This window comes from Massilia sp. BGA-UO-ETr-WB1 (genome assembly GCF_059567845.1).
Genome location: NZ_JCAQOT010000025.1, coordinates 615,037 through 631,721, shown reverse-complemented (window position 1 = coordinate 631,721; position 16,685 = coordinate 615,037). Strand labels below are relative to the sequence as shown.

The 16,685-nt window shown below is 68.1% G+C and carries 15 protein-coding genes; 10 read left to right on the top strand and 5 right to left on the bottom strand.

Annotated elements, in window-relative coordinates; all coding sequences use genetic code 11:
- The 8 genes from AC56DV_RS21005 (at window position 1) to AC56DV_RS20970 (ending at window position 8,352) form a co-directional block, all read left to right on the top strand.
- Complete coding sequence (locus tag AC56DV_RS21005; RefSeq protein ID WP_496316171.1) at window positions 1–804, top strand: 1,6-dihydroxycyclohexa-2,4-diene-1-carboxylate dehydrogenase; 804 nt, start codon at window positions 1–3, stop codon at window positions 802–804.
- A 7-nt stretch (window positions 805–811) separates the two neighbouring features.
- Complete coding sequence (locus tag AC56DV_RS21000; RefSeq protein ID WP_496316170.1) at window positions 812–1,990, top strand: benzoate/H(+) symporter BenE family transporter; 1,179 nt, start codon at window positions 812–814, stop codon at window positions 1,988–1,990.
- A gap of 8 nt (window positions 1,991–1,998) precedes the next feature.
- Window positions 1,999–2,775 carry a 3-oxoadipate enol-lactonase gene (pcaD, locus tag AC56DV_RS20995; RefSeq protein WP_496316169.1) on the top strand — a complete coding sequence of 259 codons (777 nt, stop codon included), beginning with the start codon at window positions 1,999–2,001 and terminating at the stop codon, window positions 2,773–2,775.
- Between the two features lie 92 nt (window positions 2,776–2,867).
- Window positions 2,868–3,197 (top strand): four-helix bundle copper-binding protein, encoded by a 330-nt coding sequence (locus AC56DV_RS20990; RefSeq protein ID WP_496316168.1) that lies wholly within the window; start codon window positions 2,868–2,870, stop codon window positions 3,195–3,197.
- 66 nt (window positions 3,198–3,263) lie between these two features.
- Window positions 3,264–3,692, top strand: coding sequence for a Fur family transcriptional regulator (locus AC56DV_RS20985; protein ID WP_496316167.1), 429 nt, complete (start codon window positions 3,264–3,266; stop codon window positions 3,690–3,692).
- An 89-nt stretch (window positions 3,693–3,781) separates the two neighbouring features.
- A complete protein-coding gene (locus tag AC56DV_RS20980) occupies window positions 3,782–5,011 on the top strand; it encodes a GTP-binding protein (protein ID WP_496316166.1) in 1,230 nt (409 codons plus the stop codon).
- Window positions 5,008–7,158 carry a TonB-dependent siderophore receptor gene (locus AC56DV_RS20975; protein WP_496316165.1) on the top strand — a complete coding sequence of 717 codons (2,151 nt, stop codon included), beginning with the start codon at window positions 5,008–5,010 and terminating at the stop codon, window positions 7,156–7,158. The genes AC56DV_RS20980 and AC56DV_RS20975 overlap by 4 nt, the downstream gene beginning before the upstream one ends.
- A 12-nt stretch (window positions 7,159–7,170) precedes the next feature.
- Window positions 7,171–8,352, top strand: coding sequence for an acetyltransferase domain-containing protein (locus AC56DV_RS20970; protein WP_496316164.1), 1,182 nt, complete (start codon window positions 7,171–7,173; stop codon window positions 8,350–8,352).
- Window positions 8,353–8,417: 65 nt separating this feature from the next.
- Here AC56DV_RS20970 and ppa read toward each other — a convergent pair whose 3' ends face one another.
- Complete coding sequence (gene ppa / locus AC56DV_RS20965; RefSeq protein WP_496316163.1) at window positions 8,418–8,960, bottom strand: inorganic diphosphatase; 543 nt, start codon at window positions 8,958–8,960, stop codon at window positions 8,418–8,420.
- 155 nt (window positions 8,961–9,115) lie between these two features.
- On the opposite strand from ppa, the gene AC56DV_RS20960 reads away from it, so the two are divergent.
- Window positions 9,116–9,322, top strand: coding sequence for a type II toxin-antitoxin system RelE/ParE family toxin (locus AC56DV_RS20960; RefSeq protein WP_496316162.1), 207 nt, complete (start codon window positions 9,116–9,118; stop codon window positions 9,320–9,322).
- A gap of 31 nt (window positions 9,323–9,353) precedes the next feature.
- Here the strand turns inward: AC56DV_RS20960 and AC56DV_RS20955 are convergent, their stop codons facing one another.
- Genes AC56DV_RS20955 through hemC form a run of 4 tightly spaced genes read right to left on the bottom strand, consistent with a single transcriptional unit; the run spans window position 9,354 to window position 13,636 of the window.
- Window positions 9,354–10,550 carry a heme biosynthesis protein HemY gene (locus AC56DV_RS20955; RefSeq protein WP_496316161.1) on the bottom strand — a complete coding sequence of 399 codons (1,197 nt, stop codon included), beginning with the start codon at window positions 10,548–10,550 and terminating at the stop codon, window positions 9,354–9,356.
- Between the two features lie 3 nt (window positions 10,551–10,553).
- A complete protein-coding gene (locus tag AC56DV_RS20950; RefSeq protein WP_496316160.1) occupies window positions 10,554–11,747 on the bottom strand; it encodes a uroporphyrinogen-III C-methyltransferase in 1,194 nt (397 codons plus the stop codon).
- Window positions 11,744–12,517 (bottom strand): uroporphyrinogen-III synthase, encoded by a 774-nt coding sequence (locus AC56DV_RS20945; protein WP_496316159.1) that lies wholly within the window; start codon window positions 12,515–12,517, stop codon window positions 11,744–11,746. Before AC56DV_RS20945 ends, AC56DV_RS20950 begins: the two co-directional genes overlap by 4 nt.
- Window positions 12,518–12,538: 21 nt before the next feature.
- Window positions 12,539–13,636, bottom strand: coding sequence for a hydroxymethylbilane synthase (gene hemC, locus AC56DV_RS20940; RefSeq protein ID WP_496316158.1), 1,098 nt, complete (start codon window positions 13,634–13,636; stop codon window positions 12,539–12,541).
- A gap of 95 nt (window positions 13,637–13,731) precedes the next feature.
- Between hemC and ppc the strand changes: the two genes are divergently transcribed.
- Window positions 13,732–16,602, top strand: coding sequence for a phosphoenolpyruvate carboxylase (gene ppc / locus AC56DV_RS20935; RefSeq protein WP_496316157.1), 2,871 nt, complete (start codon window positions 13,732–13,734; stop codon window positions 16,600–16,602).
- Window positions 16,603–16,685: the final 83 nt, after the last annotated feature.

Here is a 16,685-nt window from a genome sequence, read left to right as displayed (position 1 = left end):
ATGAGTTTGCGATTCAAGGACAAAGTCGTCATCGTCACCGGCGCGGCACAGGGCATAGGACGCGGCGTGGCGCTGGAAGCGGCGCGCGAAGGGGCCTCGCTGGTGCTGGCGGACCGTTCGTCGCTGGTGCTGGAAGTGCTGGCCGAGGTGCAATCGGAGATAAAGTCGAAACCCGGCTTCCCGGCGGCGCGGGCCATCGCCTGCCAGGTGGACCTGGAAACGCACGCCGGCGCGCGCGAACTGGCCCGCGCCGCCGTCGCCGCCTTCGGCCGCATCGACGTGCTGGTCAACAACGTGGGCGGCACCATCTGGGCCAAGCCCTACCAGGAGTACGAGGCGGACCAGATCGAAGCGGAAATCCGCCGCTCGCTGTTCCCCACGCTGTGGTGCTGCCACGCGGTGCTGCCTTCCATGATAGAGCAGCAGCACGGCGTGATCGTCAACGTGTCGTCGATCGCCACGCGCGGCATCTACCGCATTCCCTACTCGGCGGCCAAGGGCGGCGTGAACGCCATGACGGCCAGCCTGGCGCTGGAGCACGCGCAGGACGGCATCCGCGTCAACGCCGTGGCCACCGGCGGCACGGAGGCGCCGCCGCGCAAGGTGCCGCGCAATCCCAAGCCGCTCAGCGAACAGGAACAGGGGTGGTATCAGGGCATCGTCGACCAGACCATCGCCAGCAGCTTGATGCACCGCTACGGCACCATCGACGAGCAGGTGCGCGCCATCCTGTTCCTCGCCTCCGACGAAGCCAGCTACATCACCGGCACGGTGCTGCCGGTCGGTGGCGGCGACCAGGGCTGAGCGGGCCATGGCGCGGTTCAGGGACTGGTCGCTGTCGGCCGTGCTGGCGGGCTTCCTGGCGGTGGTAATCTCGTATTCCGGGCCGCTGGTGATCTTCTTCCAGGCGGCCAGCGCGGCGCACGCCTCGCAAGCGATGATGTCGTCCTGGATCTGGGCCATTTCGCTGGGCGCGGGCCTGTCCGGCCTGTGGCTCAGCTGGCGCCTGAAAACGCCCGTCATCACCGCCTGGTCCGCGCCCGGCACCGCCCTGCTGGTGACGCTGTTCCCCGCCATGAGCATCAACGAGGCAGTGGGCGCCTACATCACGGCGGCCGCCGCGATACTGCTGATCGGCCTGTCCGGCTCCTTCGACAAGCTGCTGCGCCATATCCCCAAAGGCCTGGCGGCCGGCATGATGGCGGGCATACTGTTCCAGTTCGGCGTCAACACTTTCAAGTCCATCGCCACGCTGCCGGTGCTGGCGGTGGGCATGGTGGTGAGCTACATCGTGTGCAAAAAATTCGTGCCGCGCTACGCCGTGGTGGTGGTGATGCTGACCGGCGCGCTGATCGCCTGGGGCACCGGGACGGCGGACCTCGGCGGCGTGCAACTGGCCGCCGCCGCGCCGCAATGGATACAGCCCGAATGGAGCTGGCGCTCCACCTTCAGCTTCGCCGTGCCGTTGGTGCTGGTCAGCCTGAGCGGCCAGTTCCTGCCCGGCATGGCCATTCTCAAACTGTCCGGCTACCAGACCAGCGCCAGGCCGGTGATGGGCGCCACCAGCCTCGCTTCGCTGGCAGTGGCCTGCTTCGGCGGCATCACCATCGTCATCGCTTCCATCACGGCCGCGCTGTGCACCGGCAGGGACGCGCATGAGGATCCGGCGCGCCGCTACGTGGCGGGCATGGCCAACGGCGTGTTCTACATCATCGGCGGCACCATGGCGGCCACCATCGTGGCGCTGTTCGCCAGCCTGCCGAAAGAACTGGTGGCGGTGCTGGCCGGCCTGGCGCTGCTGGGCGCCATCACGTCCAACCTGATGGGCGCCATCGAGGAAGAGCAGCACCGCGAAGCGTCGGTCATCACGTTCCTCGCCACGGCATCCGGCATGAGCTTCCTCGGCCTGGGCTCGGCGTTCTGGGGCATCCTGATAGGCCTGTTCGCCTACCTGGTCCTGAAACGCAGACCGGCCATCACCAACATCTGAGTACCACTATGCCTATCGCACTCATCAACGACACCTGCCTCCATTACCGTACGGACGGAGACCGCCGCCTGCCGGCCCTGGTGTTTTCCAACTCGCTCGGCACGGACCTGAGCATGTGGCAGGCGCAGGCCGATGCGCTGGCCGGGCAATATCACGTGGTGCGCTACGACACGCGCGGCCATGGCCTGTCCGCCAGCCCTGCCGGCCCCTACTCCATCGCCCAGCTGGGCGCGGACGTGGTGGCGCTGCTGGACCACCTGGACATCGGGCAGGCGCACTTCTGCGGCCTGTCCATGGGCGGCGTTACCGGCCAGTGGCTGGGCGTGCACGCCGCGCGCCGGCTCGGCAAGCTGGTGCTCGCCAACACGGCCGCGCGGGTCGGCACGGCGGACGGTTGGCAAACCCGCGCCGCCGCCGTGCGCGCGCAGGGACTGGGAACGATCGCCGACAGCGCCGCCTCGCGCTGGTTCACGCCGGAATTCGTCCAGCGCCAGCCGGCCGCTGCCGACGCCATGGCCAACCGGCTGCGCGGCCAGAACTACGAAGGCTACGCGGCCTGCTGCGACGCCCTGGCCGGCGCCGACCTGCGCGGCGGCATCCACGCCATCAACGTGCCCACGCTCATCATCGCCGGCGCGGCGGACCCGGTCACCACCGTCGCCGACGCCGAGGCCATGCGCAGCGCCATTCCCGGCGCCCGGATAGCCGTCCTGCCCGCCTCGCACATCTCCAACGTCGAGGCGCCGGCCGCATTTACCCGCGTGCTGCTGGAATTCATGGCGTAGCGCACGCCTCCCTTCCAGGCGGAATCGTGCGCAGCCGAGCGGCGGCTCCCCGCTACACTGTTCCACATTGAGCCACGTACGGGGAGAACACCATGGACCAGCAGAGCTATCAGAGTTGCATCGACGCGTGCAACGCTTGCGCCACCGCCTGCGACAACTGCGCGGCCTCCTGCCTTGCAGAGCAGGATGTCGGCGCCATGGCGAGGTGCATTGCGCTGGACATGGACTGCGCCCAGACCTGCAGGCTGGCGGCGGCCCTGATGGGCAGGGGCAGCCGGTTCGCGCCGGCGGCGTGCAAGCTGTGCTGCCAAATCTGCGAGGCCTGCGCCGAAGAGTGCGGCACCCACGAAATGGACCACTGCCAGGTCTGCTCGGACGCTTGCCGGCACTGCGCGCAAGCCTGCCTGGCGATGGCCGCCTGACCGCCGCTGGGCCTGCATGCTGAGCATGCGTGCTAAAATGCACGGGTAAACCGTGCCCATGCCATCATGCCCCAGACCTCCTATACCACCCAAGCCGAATCGCTGATACGCGACACCGGTGCGCGCCTGACCCAGCCGCGCACCCGGGTACTGGCTTATCTGCTCAAGCAGAAGGAAGCGATGACGCATCACGAGATCCATGGCCACCTGCCGGGCGAGCCGTTGGATGCCGTCACGCTGTACCGCGTGCTGGAATGGCTGACCGAAAACCGGCTGGCGCACCGCATCGCCGGCGCCGACCAGGTATGGCGCTTTTCGGCCGGCGCCGTCCAGCAAAACCATGAGCACGCCCATTTCCAGTGCAACAGCTGCGACGCCGTCACCTGCTTCAACGACGTGCCGCTGCCGCGCCGCGTGAAAATGCCGGAAGGCTTCGTGGGCGAAGAAGTCGACTTCCTCATCAAGGGCATCTGCCCGCGCTGCAGCAAGAAGTAAGCTTTTTTTTCGCCATTAATGCAACTTGATTGCGTTAACTGCCGGGCTGCACTATTATTGCAACCCTCTTGCATTAATAAGGCCTCTCCATGCCACTCACCCGCGACAGCCGCTTGCCCGTCACAGTCCTCTCAGGATTCCTCGGCGCAGGCAAAACCACCCTGCTCAACCACATCCTGGCCAACCGCGAAGGCTTGCGCGTCGCCGTCATCGTCAACGACATGAGCGAGGTCAATATCGACGCCGCGCTGATCGCCTCCGGCACCGCCGGCGCGGGCGCGTCGTTGTCGCGCACCGACGAGCGCATGGTCGAAATGAGCAATGGCTGCATCTGCTGCACCCTGCGCGAAGACCTGCTGCTGGAAGTGCGCAAGCTGGCGGCCGAGGGCCGCTTCGACTATCTGCTGATTGAATCGACCGGTATCGGCGAACCGATGCCGGTTGCCGCCACCTTCGACTTCCGCAGCGAAGAAGGCGACTCGCTCAACGATATCGCCCGCATCGACACCATGGTGACGGTGGTGGACGCGCGCTGCTTCCTGCCGGACTACCGCAGCACCGATTTCCTGTCCAACCGCGGAGAAACCGCAGGCGAAGGCGACGAGCGCACCCTGCCCTCGCTGCTGGCGGAACAGGTGGAATTCGCCGACGTCATCGTCATCAACAAGACCGACCTGGTGACGCGGGCGGAACTGGCCGAAGTGCAGGCCGCGCTGATCGCGCTGAACCCCGCCGCAGAACTGGCGTTCGCCGAACGCGGGCGCCTGCCGCTGAAGCGCATCCTGGGCACCGGCAAGTTCGACCTGGAGCGCGCCAGCGGCATGGCCGGCTGGGCGCGCGCGCTGGCCGGCGAACACACGCCGGAGACCGAGGAATTCGGCATCTCCAGCTTCGTGCTGCGCGCGCGCAGGCCGCTGCATCCGGAACGTTTCGACGCCTACCTGGGGCGCGATTTTCCCGGCCTGCTGCGCGCCAAGGGCTATGTCTGGTTTGCCACCCGGCCCGACTGGGCGGTGGCGTATTCGCTGGCCGGCCGCATCGCCAGCGTGGAACCGGTGGGCCAGTGGTGGGCCGCCGGCGACAGGGACCGCTGGCCGCCGCAAGGCGATCCGCAGCGCGCCGAAATCGAAGCCATCTGGCAGGAGCCGTTCGGCGACCGCGTCAACGAAGTGGTGTTCATCGGCCAGGCGCTGGACCGCGCGGCGATCGAGCTTGCCTTCCAGACCTCGCTGCTGACGGACGCCGAAATGGCGGCCGGCATGGCCGGCTGGCGCAGCCTGGCCGACCCGTTCCCGGAATGGGAGCGCGGCGACGAATGAAGCACTTCAAGAAGACCACCATCGCGGCGATGGCGGCCTGCCTGGCGCCGTGCGCGGCGATCGCGGCGGATACCACTGCGCCAGCCGGCGGCGTTGCGCCGGCCGACAGCGTCACCGTCAGCGCGCAGCGCCAGAACTACCGCAGCCTGAGCGCGGCCGGCGCCACCAAGACCGACGCGCTGCTGCAGGACCTGCCGCAAAGCGTGCGCGTGCTGACCTCCGATCTGCTGCGCGACGCCGGCGCGACTTCGCTGTCGTCCGCGCTGGAACTGGCCAGCGGCATCTCGCAGCAAAGCAACCTGGGCGGCCTGTGGGACAGCTACGCCATGCGCGGCTTCACCGGCGACCCGAATTTCGGCTCCGACTACATGGTGAACGGCTTCAGCTCCAGCCGGGGCTACAACGGCATGCGCGACATCGCCGGCACGCAGTCGGTCGAGATCCTGAAGGGGCCGGCCTCGGCACTGTACGGGCGCGGCGACCCGGGCGGCACCGTCAACATCCTCACGCGCAAGCCGCGTTTCGCGCCGCAGTACAGCGTGGAGACGTCCGCCGGCAGCCACCGGACGTGGCGCACGGCGGCCGACCTGACCGGTCCAATCAGCGACACGCTGGCCTTCCGCCTGAACGCCGCCCACCAGCAAGGCGACAGCTTCCGCGACACGCTGCACAGCGAGCGCGATTTCCTGTCGCCGTCGCTGCTCTGGCTAATCGGCCCCGCCACCACGCTGTCCTATGAAGTGGAGGCTGCGCGCCAGACTTCCCCGTTCGACCGTGGCGTGCTGGCCGTCAACGGCCAGTTGGGCGCCGTGCCGGTCTCGCGCTTCCTCGGCGAACCGGGCGACGGCGGCATGACGGTCAAGTCGCTGGGCCACCAGCTGTTCGTGCAGCACGAGCTGTCGGCCGCGTGGTCGCTGCAAACCGGCCTGTCCTACCGCGACAGTTCGCTGGCCGGCTACTCCAGCGAAGCGAACAACCTGCTGGCCGACGGCCGCACCTTGCGACGCCAGCGCCGCTACCGCGACTTCTCGGCCACCGACCGCTCGGCGCGCGCCGAACTGCTGGGCCGCGTGACCACGGGCGCGGTGGTGCACAACCTGCTGTTCGGCGTGGACGCCTACCGCTTCGACGACGAACGCCTGCAACTGCGCCGCAATCCGGGCGCATCCAACGCTTACGCCATCGATATCTACGCGCCGGTGTACGGCGCCGCGGCCGATCCGCTCGCGCTGTCCATCGACACCCTGGAGCACCAGCGCGCGCACGCCGTGTATCTGCAGGACCAGCTGGTGCTGGGCGCGCAGTGGAAGGCGCTGCTGGGCGTGCGGCGCGACAGCTACCGCCAGCAGGTGCTGAACCGGCGCACCGCGGCCAGCAATGAACAGGCCCTGAGCGCCACCAGTCCGCGCGTGGGCTTTGTGTATCAGCCGGCGGCGGCGCTTTCGTTGTACGCCAGCGCGGCCAAGGGCTTCCGCCCCAACAGCGGCATCAGCATCACCAACCAGGCCTTCCCGGCCGAGGAAAGCCGCTCGTACGAGATCGGCGCCAAGGCCGACACGGCGGACGGCCGCCTGAACGCCACCCTGGCGCTGTACCACATCGCCAAGAAGAACGTGCTGACCACCAATCCAGCCAACACCGACTTCGCCATTCCGGCCGGCGAAGTGGGCAGCAAGGGCCTGGAGCTGGACGTGTCCGGCGAGCTGGCGGGGGGCTTGCGGCTGTCCGGCGCCTATGCCTACACGGACGCCAGCGTGACCAAGGGCGACAACACCATCCGCACCGGCAGCAGCCTGCCCAACGTGGCGCGCCACAGCGCCAACGTGCTGCTGGCGCAAACCTTCCGCCTTGGCGGCGGCGGGGGCGGCATCAGCAGCGGCGGCAGCGGCGCCGCCTTCACGCTGGGCGCGGGCCTGAACTACGTGGGCGAGCGGCTGGGCGACGTTGCCGCCTCGAGCGGCTTCCGCCTGCCCGCGCACACCACGGCGCGCCTGCTGGCCGCGTATGCGCCCTCGCCCCGGCTGCGCCTTGCGCTCAACGTGGACAACCTGTTCGACCGCGCCTACTACGCCAGCGCCTACAGCCCGCTGTGGGTCGCGCCCGGCGCCGGGCGCACCATTACCGCTACACTGTCCTACCGTTTTTGAAGCTGAACCGATATGAACCTGGCAATGCACAGCAAGCGCGTGGCCTCCATCGACATCCTGCGCGGCATCATCATGCTGCTGATGACGGTGGACCATGTGCGCGAAACCTTCTACCTCCAGCACCAGGTGAGCGACCCGATGGACGCCGCCGCCACGCCTCCCGCGCTGTTCTTCACGCGGCTGGCGGCGCATTTCTGCGCGCCGCTGTTCGTGTTCCTCACCGGCCTTGCGGCATGGCTTTACGCCCATCCGCCGGGAGGCCAGCGCAGCGCCACCGGCTTCCTGCTCAAGCGCGGCGCGCTGCTGCTGTTCCTGGAACTGGTGGTGATCAATTTCGCGTGGTTCGGCAAGTGGCCGGGGCCGGTGCTCTACCTGCAGGTGATGTGGGCCATCGGCCTGTCCATGATCGCGCTGGCCTTGCTGCACCGGCTGCCGCTGCGCTGGCTGGCGGTGCTGGGTGCGCTCATCGTGGCGGGCCACAACGCCCTGCCCACGACGGCGCAGCTGGCGGCGTCCTTCGGCAGCAGCTTCGAGCCGGGCGGCGCCGGCGCCATGCTGTGGACGGTGCTGGAGCAGCGCGGCTACATCGTGGACCAAGGGCCGGTGCGGGTGCGCATCAGCTATCCGCTGCTGGCGTGGATAGGCGTGATCCTGCTCGGCTACGCGGCCGGGCCGCTGTACAGCCGCGCGGTGGCGCCGCAGCGCCGCGCGCGCCTGCTGCTGGGGGCAGGCGGCGCCGCGCTGGCGGCGCTGCTGGTGCTGCGCACCTTTAACATTTACGGCGAAGTCAAGCCGTGGGCGCAGGGAACAGACGCGCTGCACACCGCCATGTCCTTCCTGAACTTCACCAAGTATCCGCCCTCGCTGGACTTCCTGCTGCTGACGCTGGGCGCCGGCCTGCTGGTACTGGCGCTGCTGGAGCAGCCGGTGCGGCATGCAGCCTGGAGCCGCGCCTGCGCCATGCTCGCCGTGTTCGGCGGCGCGCCGCTGTTCTACTACCTGCTGCACCTGTACGCACTGCTGGCCTTGCAGCTCACAGCGGCGGCGCTGCATGGCCAGGGCCGCTATGAATTCAGCGCCGTGTGGCAGGTATGGCTGGCCAGCGCACTGCTGATCGCCCTGCTCTACCTGCCCACGCGCTGGTTCGGCCACACCAAGCGCACCAGCGGCAGCGCCTGGCTCAAATACTTCTGACGAAAAAAAAAGCACCCGGCCTCGCGGCCCGGGTGCTTTTTGCAGTAGCAACGGCAGAACGGCAATTAGCCCTCTGCATTTTCCTTGTTGTAGTTGGCCACGCCGTTCAGGATTTCCTGTTTGGCTTCTTCCGGGCCGAACCAGCCTTGTACTTTCACCCACTTGCCTGGCTCCAGGTCTTTGTAGTGCTCGAAGAAGTGCTGGATCTGCTGCAGGCGCAGGTCTTGCAGGTCTTCCGGCTTCTGCCAGTGCTTGTAGATCGGCAGTACCTTGTCCACCGGCACGGCCAGTACTTTGGCGTCTTCACCGGCTTCGTCGGTCATTTTCAGCACGCCGATGGCGCGGCAGCGCACCACCACACCAGGGATCAGCGGGAACGGGGTGATGACCAGCACGTCGCATGGGTCGCCGTCGTCGGACAGGGTGTTCGGCACGTAGCCGTAGTTGCATGGGTAGTGCATGGCGGTGCCCATGAAACGGTCGACGAAGATCGCGCCCGATTCCTTGTCCACTTCGTACTTGATCGGATCGGCGTTCATCGGGATTTCGATAATCACGTTGAAGTCGTTCGGCACGTCGCGGCCGGATGGTACTTTATTCAGGCTCATATTTTCCTCGGTTTGCTATGCTGGGGGATTGCTTTTGGAAAGTCTAACCGCGTAATTATAGCGAAGTGGACAGCACTTGTGCGCCGCAGCAGGAAAAAGCCATGGCAGCGCCACTGTGATCCAACGCAATCCCGCTTCTCCTACTTTGGCCTAATTTGGCATTACACCAAAAGATTGACCGCCAGACCGGCATGCTGGCCTTGTATCCCGAACTGGGCCGCCCAGGACGACGCGCCGGCACGCGAGAACTGATCATTTCCAACACGTCATTCATCATCGTCTATCGATATCGCCCCAGAGCGCGCCGCATAGACGTCATTCGCTTCCTGCACAGTTCACAGCAGTGGCCGCCAAGCACATAAAAAAGCCCGTCGCGGGGACGGGCTTGGGGAATTACAGGATGGTGGCCAGCGCGCACTGGCGGTAGTGGCTGGCGGCTTCCTCGGGCTGCTGCAGCGCTTCGTGCAGCTGCGCCAGCTTCAGGTGCGATTCGCGCACCATGCGCGAGTCTTCCGCGTCCGACAGGGCCTGCTCCAGGTAGCGCTGGGCCTTGCCCCACAGTTTCTGCTTCAGGCACAGCGAACCCAGGGTCAGCGCCAGCTCGGCGTCGGTCGGGCGCTCCTGCATCCAGCGCTCGCAGTGCTCGATCTGCGCCAGCAGCGCCGGCGTGCCGGCCGGGGCGGCCGCTTCGCGGTAGACGCGCACCACGCGCTCGTCCCAGTTGGCCGCCAGCGCCTCTTCCGCCACCACGCGCGCCGCGTCGTGCAGGCCGCGCGCGTTCATGGCGGCGGCGGCGCGGCAGGCCACGTAGGGCTTCAGGCGGTCGGCGGTCGGGATGGTGGACCACACGCGCTGCACCGATTCGGCGTCGTGCGCCTTGTCCGACAGCAGGTCGTTGTAGGCCAGCTCGCGCAGGCGCGCCGACAGCGCCGGGTGCAGCGCCTTGTGCTTGTCCAGCGAGCGCACCAGGCGCAGCACTTCCGGCCAGTTCTTGGCCTGCTGCTGCGCCTTGAGCGACCATTGCAGCGCGTGGATGTGGCGCGTGCCGCTGGCGTTCAGCTCGCGCACCGCTTCCAGCGCCGCTTCCGGCTGGTGGTCGTCCACCAGCAGCTCGGTCATGGTCATCAGGCGCGCGGTTTTCAGCGCGTTGTCGCCGGCGGTCTGGGCCAGCCAGTTGTCACGGCGGTGGTTCTGGCGCATGCGGTGCGCGGCGCGCGCGCCGATCAGCGCGGCCACGCCGGCGTTTTCGGGCAGTTCGGAAGCGCGCAGCGCGGCCTTTTCGGCGTGGCCGAAGCGGCCTTCGAACAGCGCCTTGAGCGCGTCGCGCAGGCCCTTGTTGCCGTCGCGTTCACGCTTGCGCTGGCGGTAGGCGGCCACGCGGTGCGGCATCTGCATGGTGCTGCGCAGCGCGCCGATCACCAGGTACAGCAGCGCGAACAGCGCCAGCATCAGCACCACGAACAGGTTCAGGGACAGGTCGATGCGGTGCGGCGGGTAGAACAGCACCACATTGCCCGGATTGAAGCGCGCCGTCACGGCGACGCCGATGGCCAGCGCCATCAGTGCGAGTAACCAGAGGAAGAAACGCATGGCTTAAGGCTTCGCTTTGTAGTTGCGCACAGCGTTCAGGCTGTCGGCCAGCGTCGGCATTTCGATCGCCAGGTTGCTGCCCTGCACCTGGCGCAGCAGCGCCTGCACGGTCTGGGTGGTCTTGGCGCGGGTGTCGAAGTACTTGTTGAGCGCTTCCTGGGCGGCGATCAGGTCGCTGCGGAAAGCGGTCTCGTTGCGCGACAGCAGCGCCATGCGGGCGTTCAACAGGCGCAGCTTCAGGTTCTCGCGCAGGAAGTAAGCCTGGCTGGGCGACAGCATCAGCGCGTCCGGCGTGTCCACGGTGCGCACGCGGATCAGCTGGCGCACGTCGGTCCACATTTCGCTGCTCCAGCTGTTCCATACGTCCTGCGCCTGGTGCAGCCACGGGCTGCCTTCCTCGGCCGGCGCGCCGGCGGCGGCCTTGCCGCCCTTGGCGGCAACGGCCGGCTTGGCGGCGGCGCGGGTTTTCTTCTCCGGCGCGGCCGGCAGGGTCGGCTTTTCGTCGGCCAGCATCGGCAGGGTGTCCACTTGCGCCATCACGTTATCGAGGCGCAGCGCCAGGCCCACCGAATCGACGCTCGGCAAGGCCTTCAGCTTGTCGAGGTCCTTGGCGATGGCGCGGCGGATGGTGATGAATTGCGGCTTGTCCGAGCGCGACAGGCTGCGGTCGGCATTCTGCAGCGCGATCAGCGCGCCCGGCACGTTGCCGGCCAGTTGCAGCTGCTGGCTGGCGGTCGACAGCACTTGCTCGATCTCGGCCAGCGCCCACTCGTCGCGGTTCTTCGACAAGTCCTGGTACAGCTGCTCCAGCGCCAGTTGCTGGCTCTGGGCCTCGGTCTGGCGGCTTTCCAGCAGGCCGACCTTGATCTGCAGTTCCTTGGCGGTTTCCTGCACCGAGCGCGCCAGCGCGCCGGTTTCGGTGTTGACGGCGTCCCCCTTCTGCAGGCGGCGCGCCATTTCCTCGCGCAGGTTGCGCATCTGGTTGTGCGACGACCAGGTCTGCGCGGCCAGCAGGATGCCAAGCACGACGACGGCGATGGTCAGCGGGCGTTGCAGGCTGCCGGTCACGCTCGGCGCACCGGAAGCCGGGGATGGGGAAGCGGCGCCAGCGGCCGGGCTGGCGGTCAGCAGGGCCGGCTGGTCCACTGCGCGTTCGGGCTGCGCTGCGGGGTCGGGTTTTGTAGGCAAATCGTTCATGGACGTGATTGTAACGCGGCCAGCAGGCGTTCGTCGCCTGATCCGGTCTGCGTGATGCTGTGGAAGCCCAGCCCATTTGCCGTTTGGGCAATACGGGCATGGGGGACAATTAAATGCTGTTGTTGCAACTTTACAACGGCGTCGGAACCGCCGGGCAGCTGGCCTGCCAGATGCAGCAGGCCGCGCAGCGCCTCGGAACTGGTGATGACCCAGTCGGCCGGGCGCGCCAGCAGGCGCTCCAGCGTGGCGCTCAGCGCCGGCGTGAGCGCGGGCGTGCTGCGGCGGTAGGCCGCCACCACGGTGACGTCGGCGCCGGCGGCGCGGAAGGCGTCGCCCATCAGTTCGCGGCCGCTCTCGCCGCGCACGATCAGCACGCGCGCGCCGCGCAGCGCGTTCAGGTCCAGCGCCTGCAGCAAGTGTTCGGTGTCGGCGTGGGCCGGGTTGGCCGGGCTGGCGATGTGGGCGTTGGCGTCGGTCACGCCGTGCGCGGCCAGCGCGGCGCGGCTGCCCTCGCCCACCACAGCCGCCGTCACGCCCGCCGGCCAGGCCGGGATGTGGGCAAAAGCGGCGTCGATGGCGTTGGGCGACACGAAGGCCACCAGCGCGTAGCTGGACAGCTGCGCCAGCGTGGCCTGCAACTGGCGGTTATCGGCCAGCGGCGCGATCTCCAGCAGCGGCAGCACTTCGACCGGGCGGCCGAGCGCAGCCACGCGCGCGGCCAGCGGCTGCGCCTGCGCTAAAGGACGGGTGATGACGACGGTGGCGGGCATCCGGTGCTGGCGTGCCGCGCGTCAGACGCCGGACCGGCCGCCGGTCGGCTCGCCGGGCTGCGTGTAGGCGATGTCTTCGGGGCTGCCGGGCTGCGGATCGCTGCGGCGCGCATCGGACGGCGCGGCCTGCGGATTGGCGGCCGCAGCGTCGGCGGCGGCGGCATCGGCCAGGCAGCAGGCGAGAATGGCGACCGCGTCCTGCTGGCGCAGCAGTTCGGCCACGTCCTGGCCCAGCTGCTCGGCGCTGGCGGCCACGCCGCGCACCTCGGCCGTGGCCATGCGCGCGCCGTCCGGCGTGGCGACCATGGCGCGCAGGTGCATCGTGTCGCCGTCCACCGTGGCGTAGGCCGCCAGCGGCACCTGGCAGCTGCCGCCGAACACCTTGGACACCTTGCGCTCGGCCGTCACGGCTTGCGCGGTGGCCAGGTGGTTCAGCGGCGCCAGCAGGCGCATCAGGTCCAGGCCGTCCGTGCGCTCGGCGATTTCAATCGCCATGGCGCCCTGCCCGGCTGCCGGCAAGCTGGTTTCCGGTTCCAGCAGCGCGCGGATGCGCTGCGGCAGGCCGAGGCGCTTCAGGCCGGCGGCGGCCAGGATGATGGCCGCGTAGTCGCCGCGGTCCAGCTTGCCCAGCCGGGTGTCGAGGTTGCCGCGCAGCGGCTTGATCACCAGGTGCGGATAGCGCGCCGCGATCAGCGACTGGCGGCGCAGGCTGCTGGTGCCCACCACGGCGCCGGCCGGCAGCTCGTCCAGCGAGGCATAGTCGTTGGAGACGAAGGCGTCGCGCGGGTCTTCGCGTTCCAGCACGGCGGCCAGCGCGAAACCCTCGGGCAGCTCCATCGGCACGTCCTTCAGCGAATGCACCGCCAGGTCGGCGCGGCCCTCGGCCATGGCCACTTCCAGCTCCTTCACGAACAGGCCCTTGCCGCCCACCTTGGACAGGGTGCGGTCCAGGATCTGGTCGCCGCGCGTGGTCATGCCCAGAATTTCTACGCTACACTGCGGATACAAGGCCGACAGCCGCGCGCGCACGTGCTCCGCCTGCCACATGGCAAGGCGGCTTTCGCGCGAGGCGATCACCAGTCGGGTAGGAAGCTCTTGAGCCAAATCGGAAGTATTCAAAGCCTGTTCTTTCGCTAGCGTGCATGATTACAAATTCTTGGACCCAAATTTTATCATGCGCGCCCCATTCAAGAATCATGCATAGGGCATATACCATGGTTGCAAGCATCACAGCAGCATCAGCCGCCGGCGCCGACAAGGACGCGCCCCTGAAGGAAGACATCCGCCTGCTCGGCCGCCTGCTGGGCGACGTGCTGCGCGCGCAGGAGGGCGAAGACGTGTACGCGGTGGTGGAAACCATCCGCCAGACCGCCGTGCGCTTCCGCCGCGAGGCCGACGCCGGCGCCGCCAAGGAGTTGGACGGCATGCTGAAAATCCTCACGCGCGAGCAGACCATCACCGTGGTGCGCGCCTTCTCCTACTTCTCGCACTTGGCCAATATCGCCGAGGACCAGCACCACATCCGCCGCCGCCGCGCCCACCTGCTGGCCGGCTCGAAGCCGCAGCAAGGCAGCGTAAGCTACGCGCTGTGCAAGCTGGCCGGCGCCGGCGTGGACCGGGCCACCGTCACCGGCTTCTTCGAACAGGCGCTGATTTCGCCGGTGCTGACGGCCCACCCCACCGAGGTGCAGCGCAAATCCATCCTGGACGCCGAGCACGACATCGCGCGCCTGCTGGCCGAGCGCGACACGCCGCTCACGCCCAAGGAAAGCGCCGCCAACCTGCACCTGCTGCGCTCCCGTGTGGCCACCTTGTGGCAGACCCGCATGCTGCGCTACACCAAGCTGACCGTGGCCGACGAGATAGAGAACGCGCTGTCCTACTACCGCATCACCTTCCTGCGCGAGCTGCCCGGGCTGTACGACGACATCGAGGCCGACATCGCCGCCCAGTACCGGCCGGCGGGGGCCGATGGTGCGGACGGCGCGGACGGCGCGGACGGCGGGCCGCAGCTGCATGCCATCGCCGCGCCCTATGTGCAGATGGGCAGCTGGATCGGTGGCGACCGCGACGGCAACCCCAACGTCAACGCCGCCACCGCGCGCCACGCGCTGGCGCGCCAGGCCACCACCATCCTCGACTTCTACCTCGACGAAACGCACGCGCTGGGCGCCGAGCTGTCGGTGTCGACGCTGATGGTCAAGTGCACGCCGGCCCTGCAGCTGCTGGCCGATTCCTCCACCGACACCTCCGACCACCGCAGCGACGAACCGTACCGGCGCGCGCTGATCGGCATCTACGCGCGCCTGGCCGGCACGGCGCGCGCGCTGGGCGCGGCCAACATCCTGCGCAAGGAAGTGGGCCACGCCGAGCCGTACGAGAACGCCGCCGCCTTCGCGGCCGACCTGCAGATCCTGATCGATTCGCTGAACGCCAACCACGGCGCCATGCTGGTGCAGCCGCGCCTGTCCACGCTGCGCCGCGCGGCCGACATTTTCGGCTTCCACCTGGCCTCGCTGGACATGCGCCAGAGTTCGGACGTGCACGAGCGCGTGCTGGCCGAGCTGTTCGCCAAGGCCGGCGCCGCGCCCGACTACGCGGGCCTGGACGAGGAAGCCAAGGTGGAACTGCTGCTGGCCGAACTGGCCCAGCCCCGGCTGCTGTACTCGCCCTATATCACCTACTCGGCCGAAACCGGCTCCGAACTGGCCGTGCTGGGCGCGGCGCGCGAAATCCGCCAGCGCTACGGCGCGCGCGCCATCCGCAACTACATCATCTCGCACACGGAAACCGTGTCCGACCTGCTGGAGGTGCTGGTGCTGCAACAGGAGACCGGGCTGCTGCGCAGGACCGCGGGCCAAGGCACAGGCGGCAGCGCAGCCGACCTGATGGTGGTGCCGCTGTTCGAGACCATTCCCGACCTGCAGCGCGCGGCCGGCATCATGGAGCGCCTGATGGCGCTGCCGCTGGTGCGCCAGCTGATCGACGCGCAAGGCGGGCTGCAGGAAGTCATGCTGGGCTATTCCGACTCCAACAAGGACGGCGGCTTCCTCACCTCGAACTGGGAGCTGTACAAGGCCGAACTGGGACTGGTGGAGGTATTCGCCAGGGCCGGGGTGAAGCTGCGCCTGTTCCACGGCCGGGGCGGCACCGTGGGCCGGGGCGGCGGCCCCAGCTACGAGGCCATCCTGGCGCAGCCCAAGGGCACGGTGAACGGACAGATCCGCCTCACCGAGCAGGGCGAAATCATCGCCTCCAAGTTCTCCAACGCGGAAATCGGGCGGCGCAACCTGGAACTGCTGGTGGCCGCCACGCTGGAGGCCAGCCTGATGCCGCCGGCGGCGGACGACGCCCAGCGCGCGCAGCTGGCCGGCTTCGAAGCCGTCATGGCGGAGATCTCCGGGCGCGCCTACCAGGCCTACCGCAACCTGGTGTACGAAACGCCCGGCTTCACCGACTACTTCTTCTCGGCCACGCCGATTGCCGAAATCGCCGAACTGAACCTGGGCTCGCGGCCCGCCTCGCGCAAGTCCACCCGCCGCATCGAGGACTTGCGCGCCATCCCGTGGGGCTTTTCCTGGGGCCAGTGCCGTTTGCTGCTGCCCGGCTGGTACGGCTTCGGCAGCGCCATCGGCTCGTGGATCGCGGACGGCGATGAGACGGAACGCGTGGCGCAGCTGCGCGCCATGTTCCAGCACTGGCCCTTCTTCGCCACCCTGCTGTCCAATATGGACATGGTGCTGGCCAAGACCGACCTGGCGATCGCCTCGCGCTATTCGCTGCTGGTGCAGGACGCGGAACTGCGCGCGCGCATCTTCAAGCGCATCACCGACGAGCATGCGGCCACGCTGGCCTGCCTGGAGCGCATCACCGGCGCCAGCGAGCGCCTGGCCGGCAATCCGCTGCTGGCGCGCTCGATCCAGAACCGCTTCGCCTACCTGGACCCGCTGAACCACCTGCAGGTGGAGCTGATCAAGCGCCACCGCTCGGTGGCCCACGAGCCCGGCAAGGTCGACGAGCGCGTGCACCGCGGCATCCACTTGTCGATCAACGGGGTGGCGGCGGGATTGCGCAATACGGGCTAAAGCCGCTGAATTATTGCCAATCAATAATACACATTCCCCAACCGTATTTATTATTTCCCCACAATATATTTTATTGCTTTAAA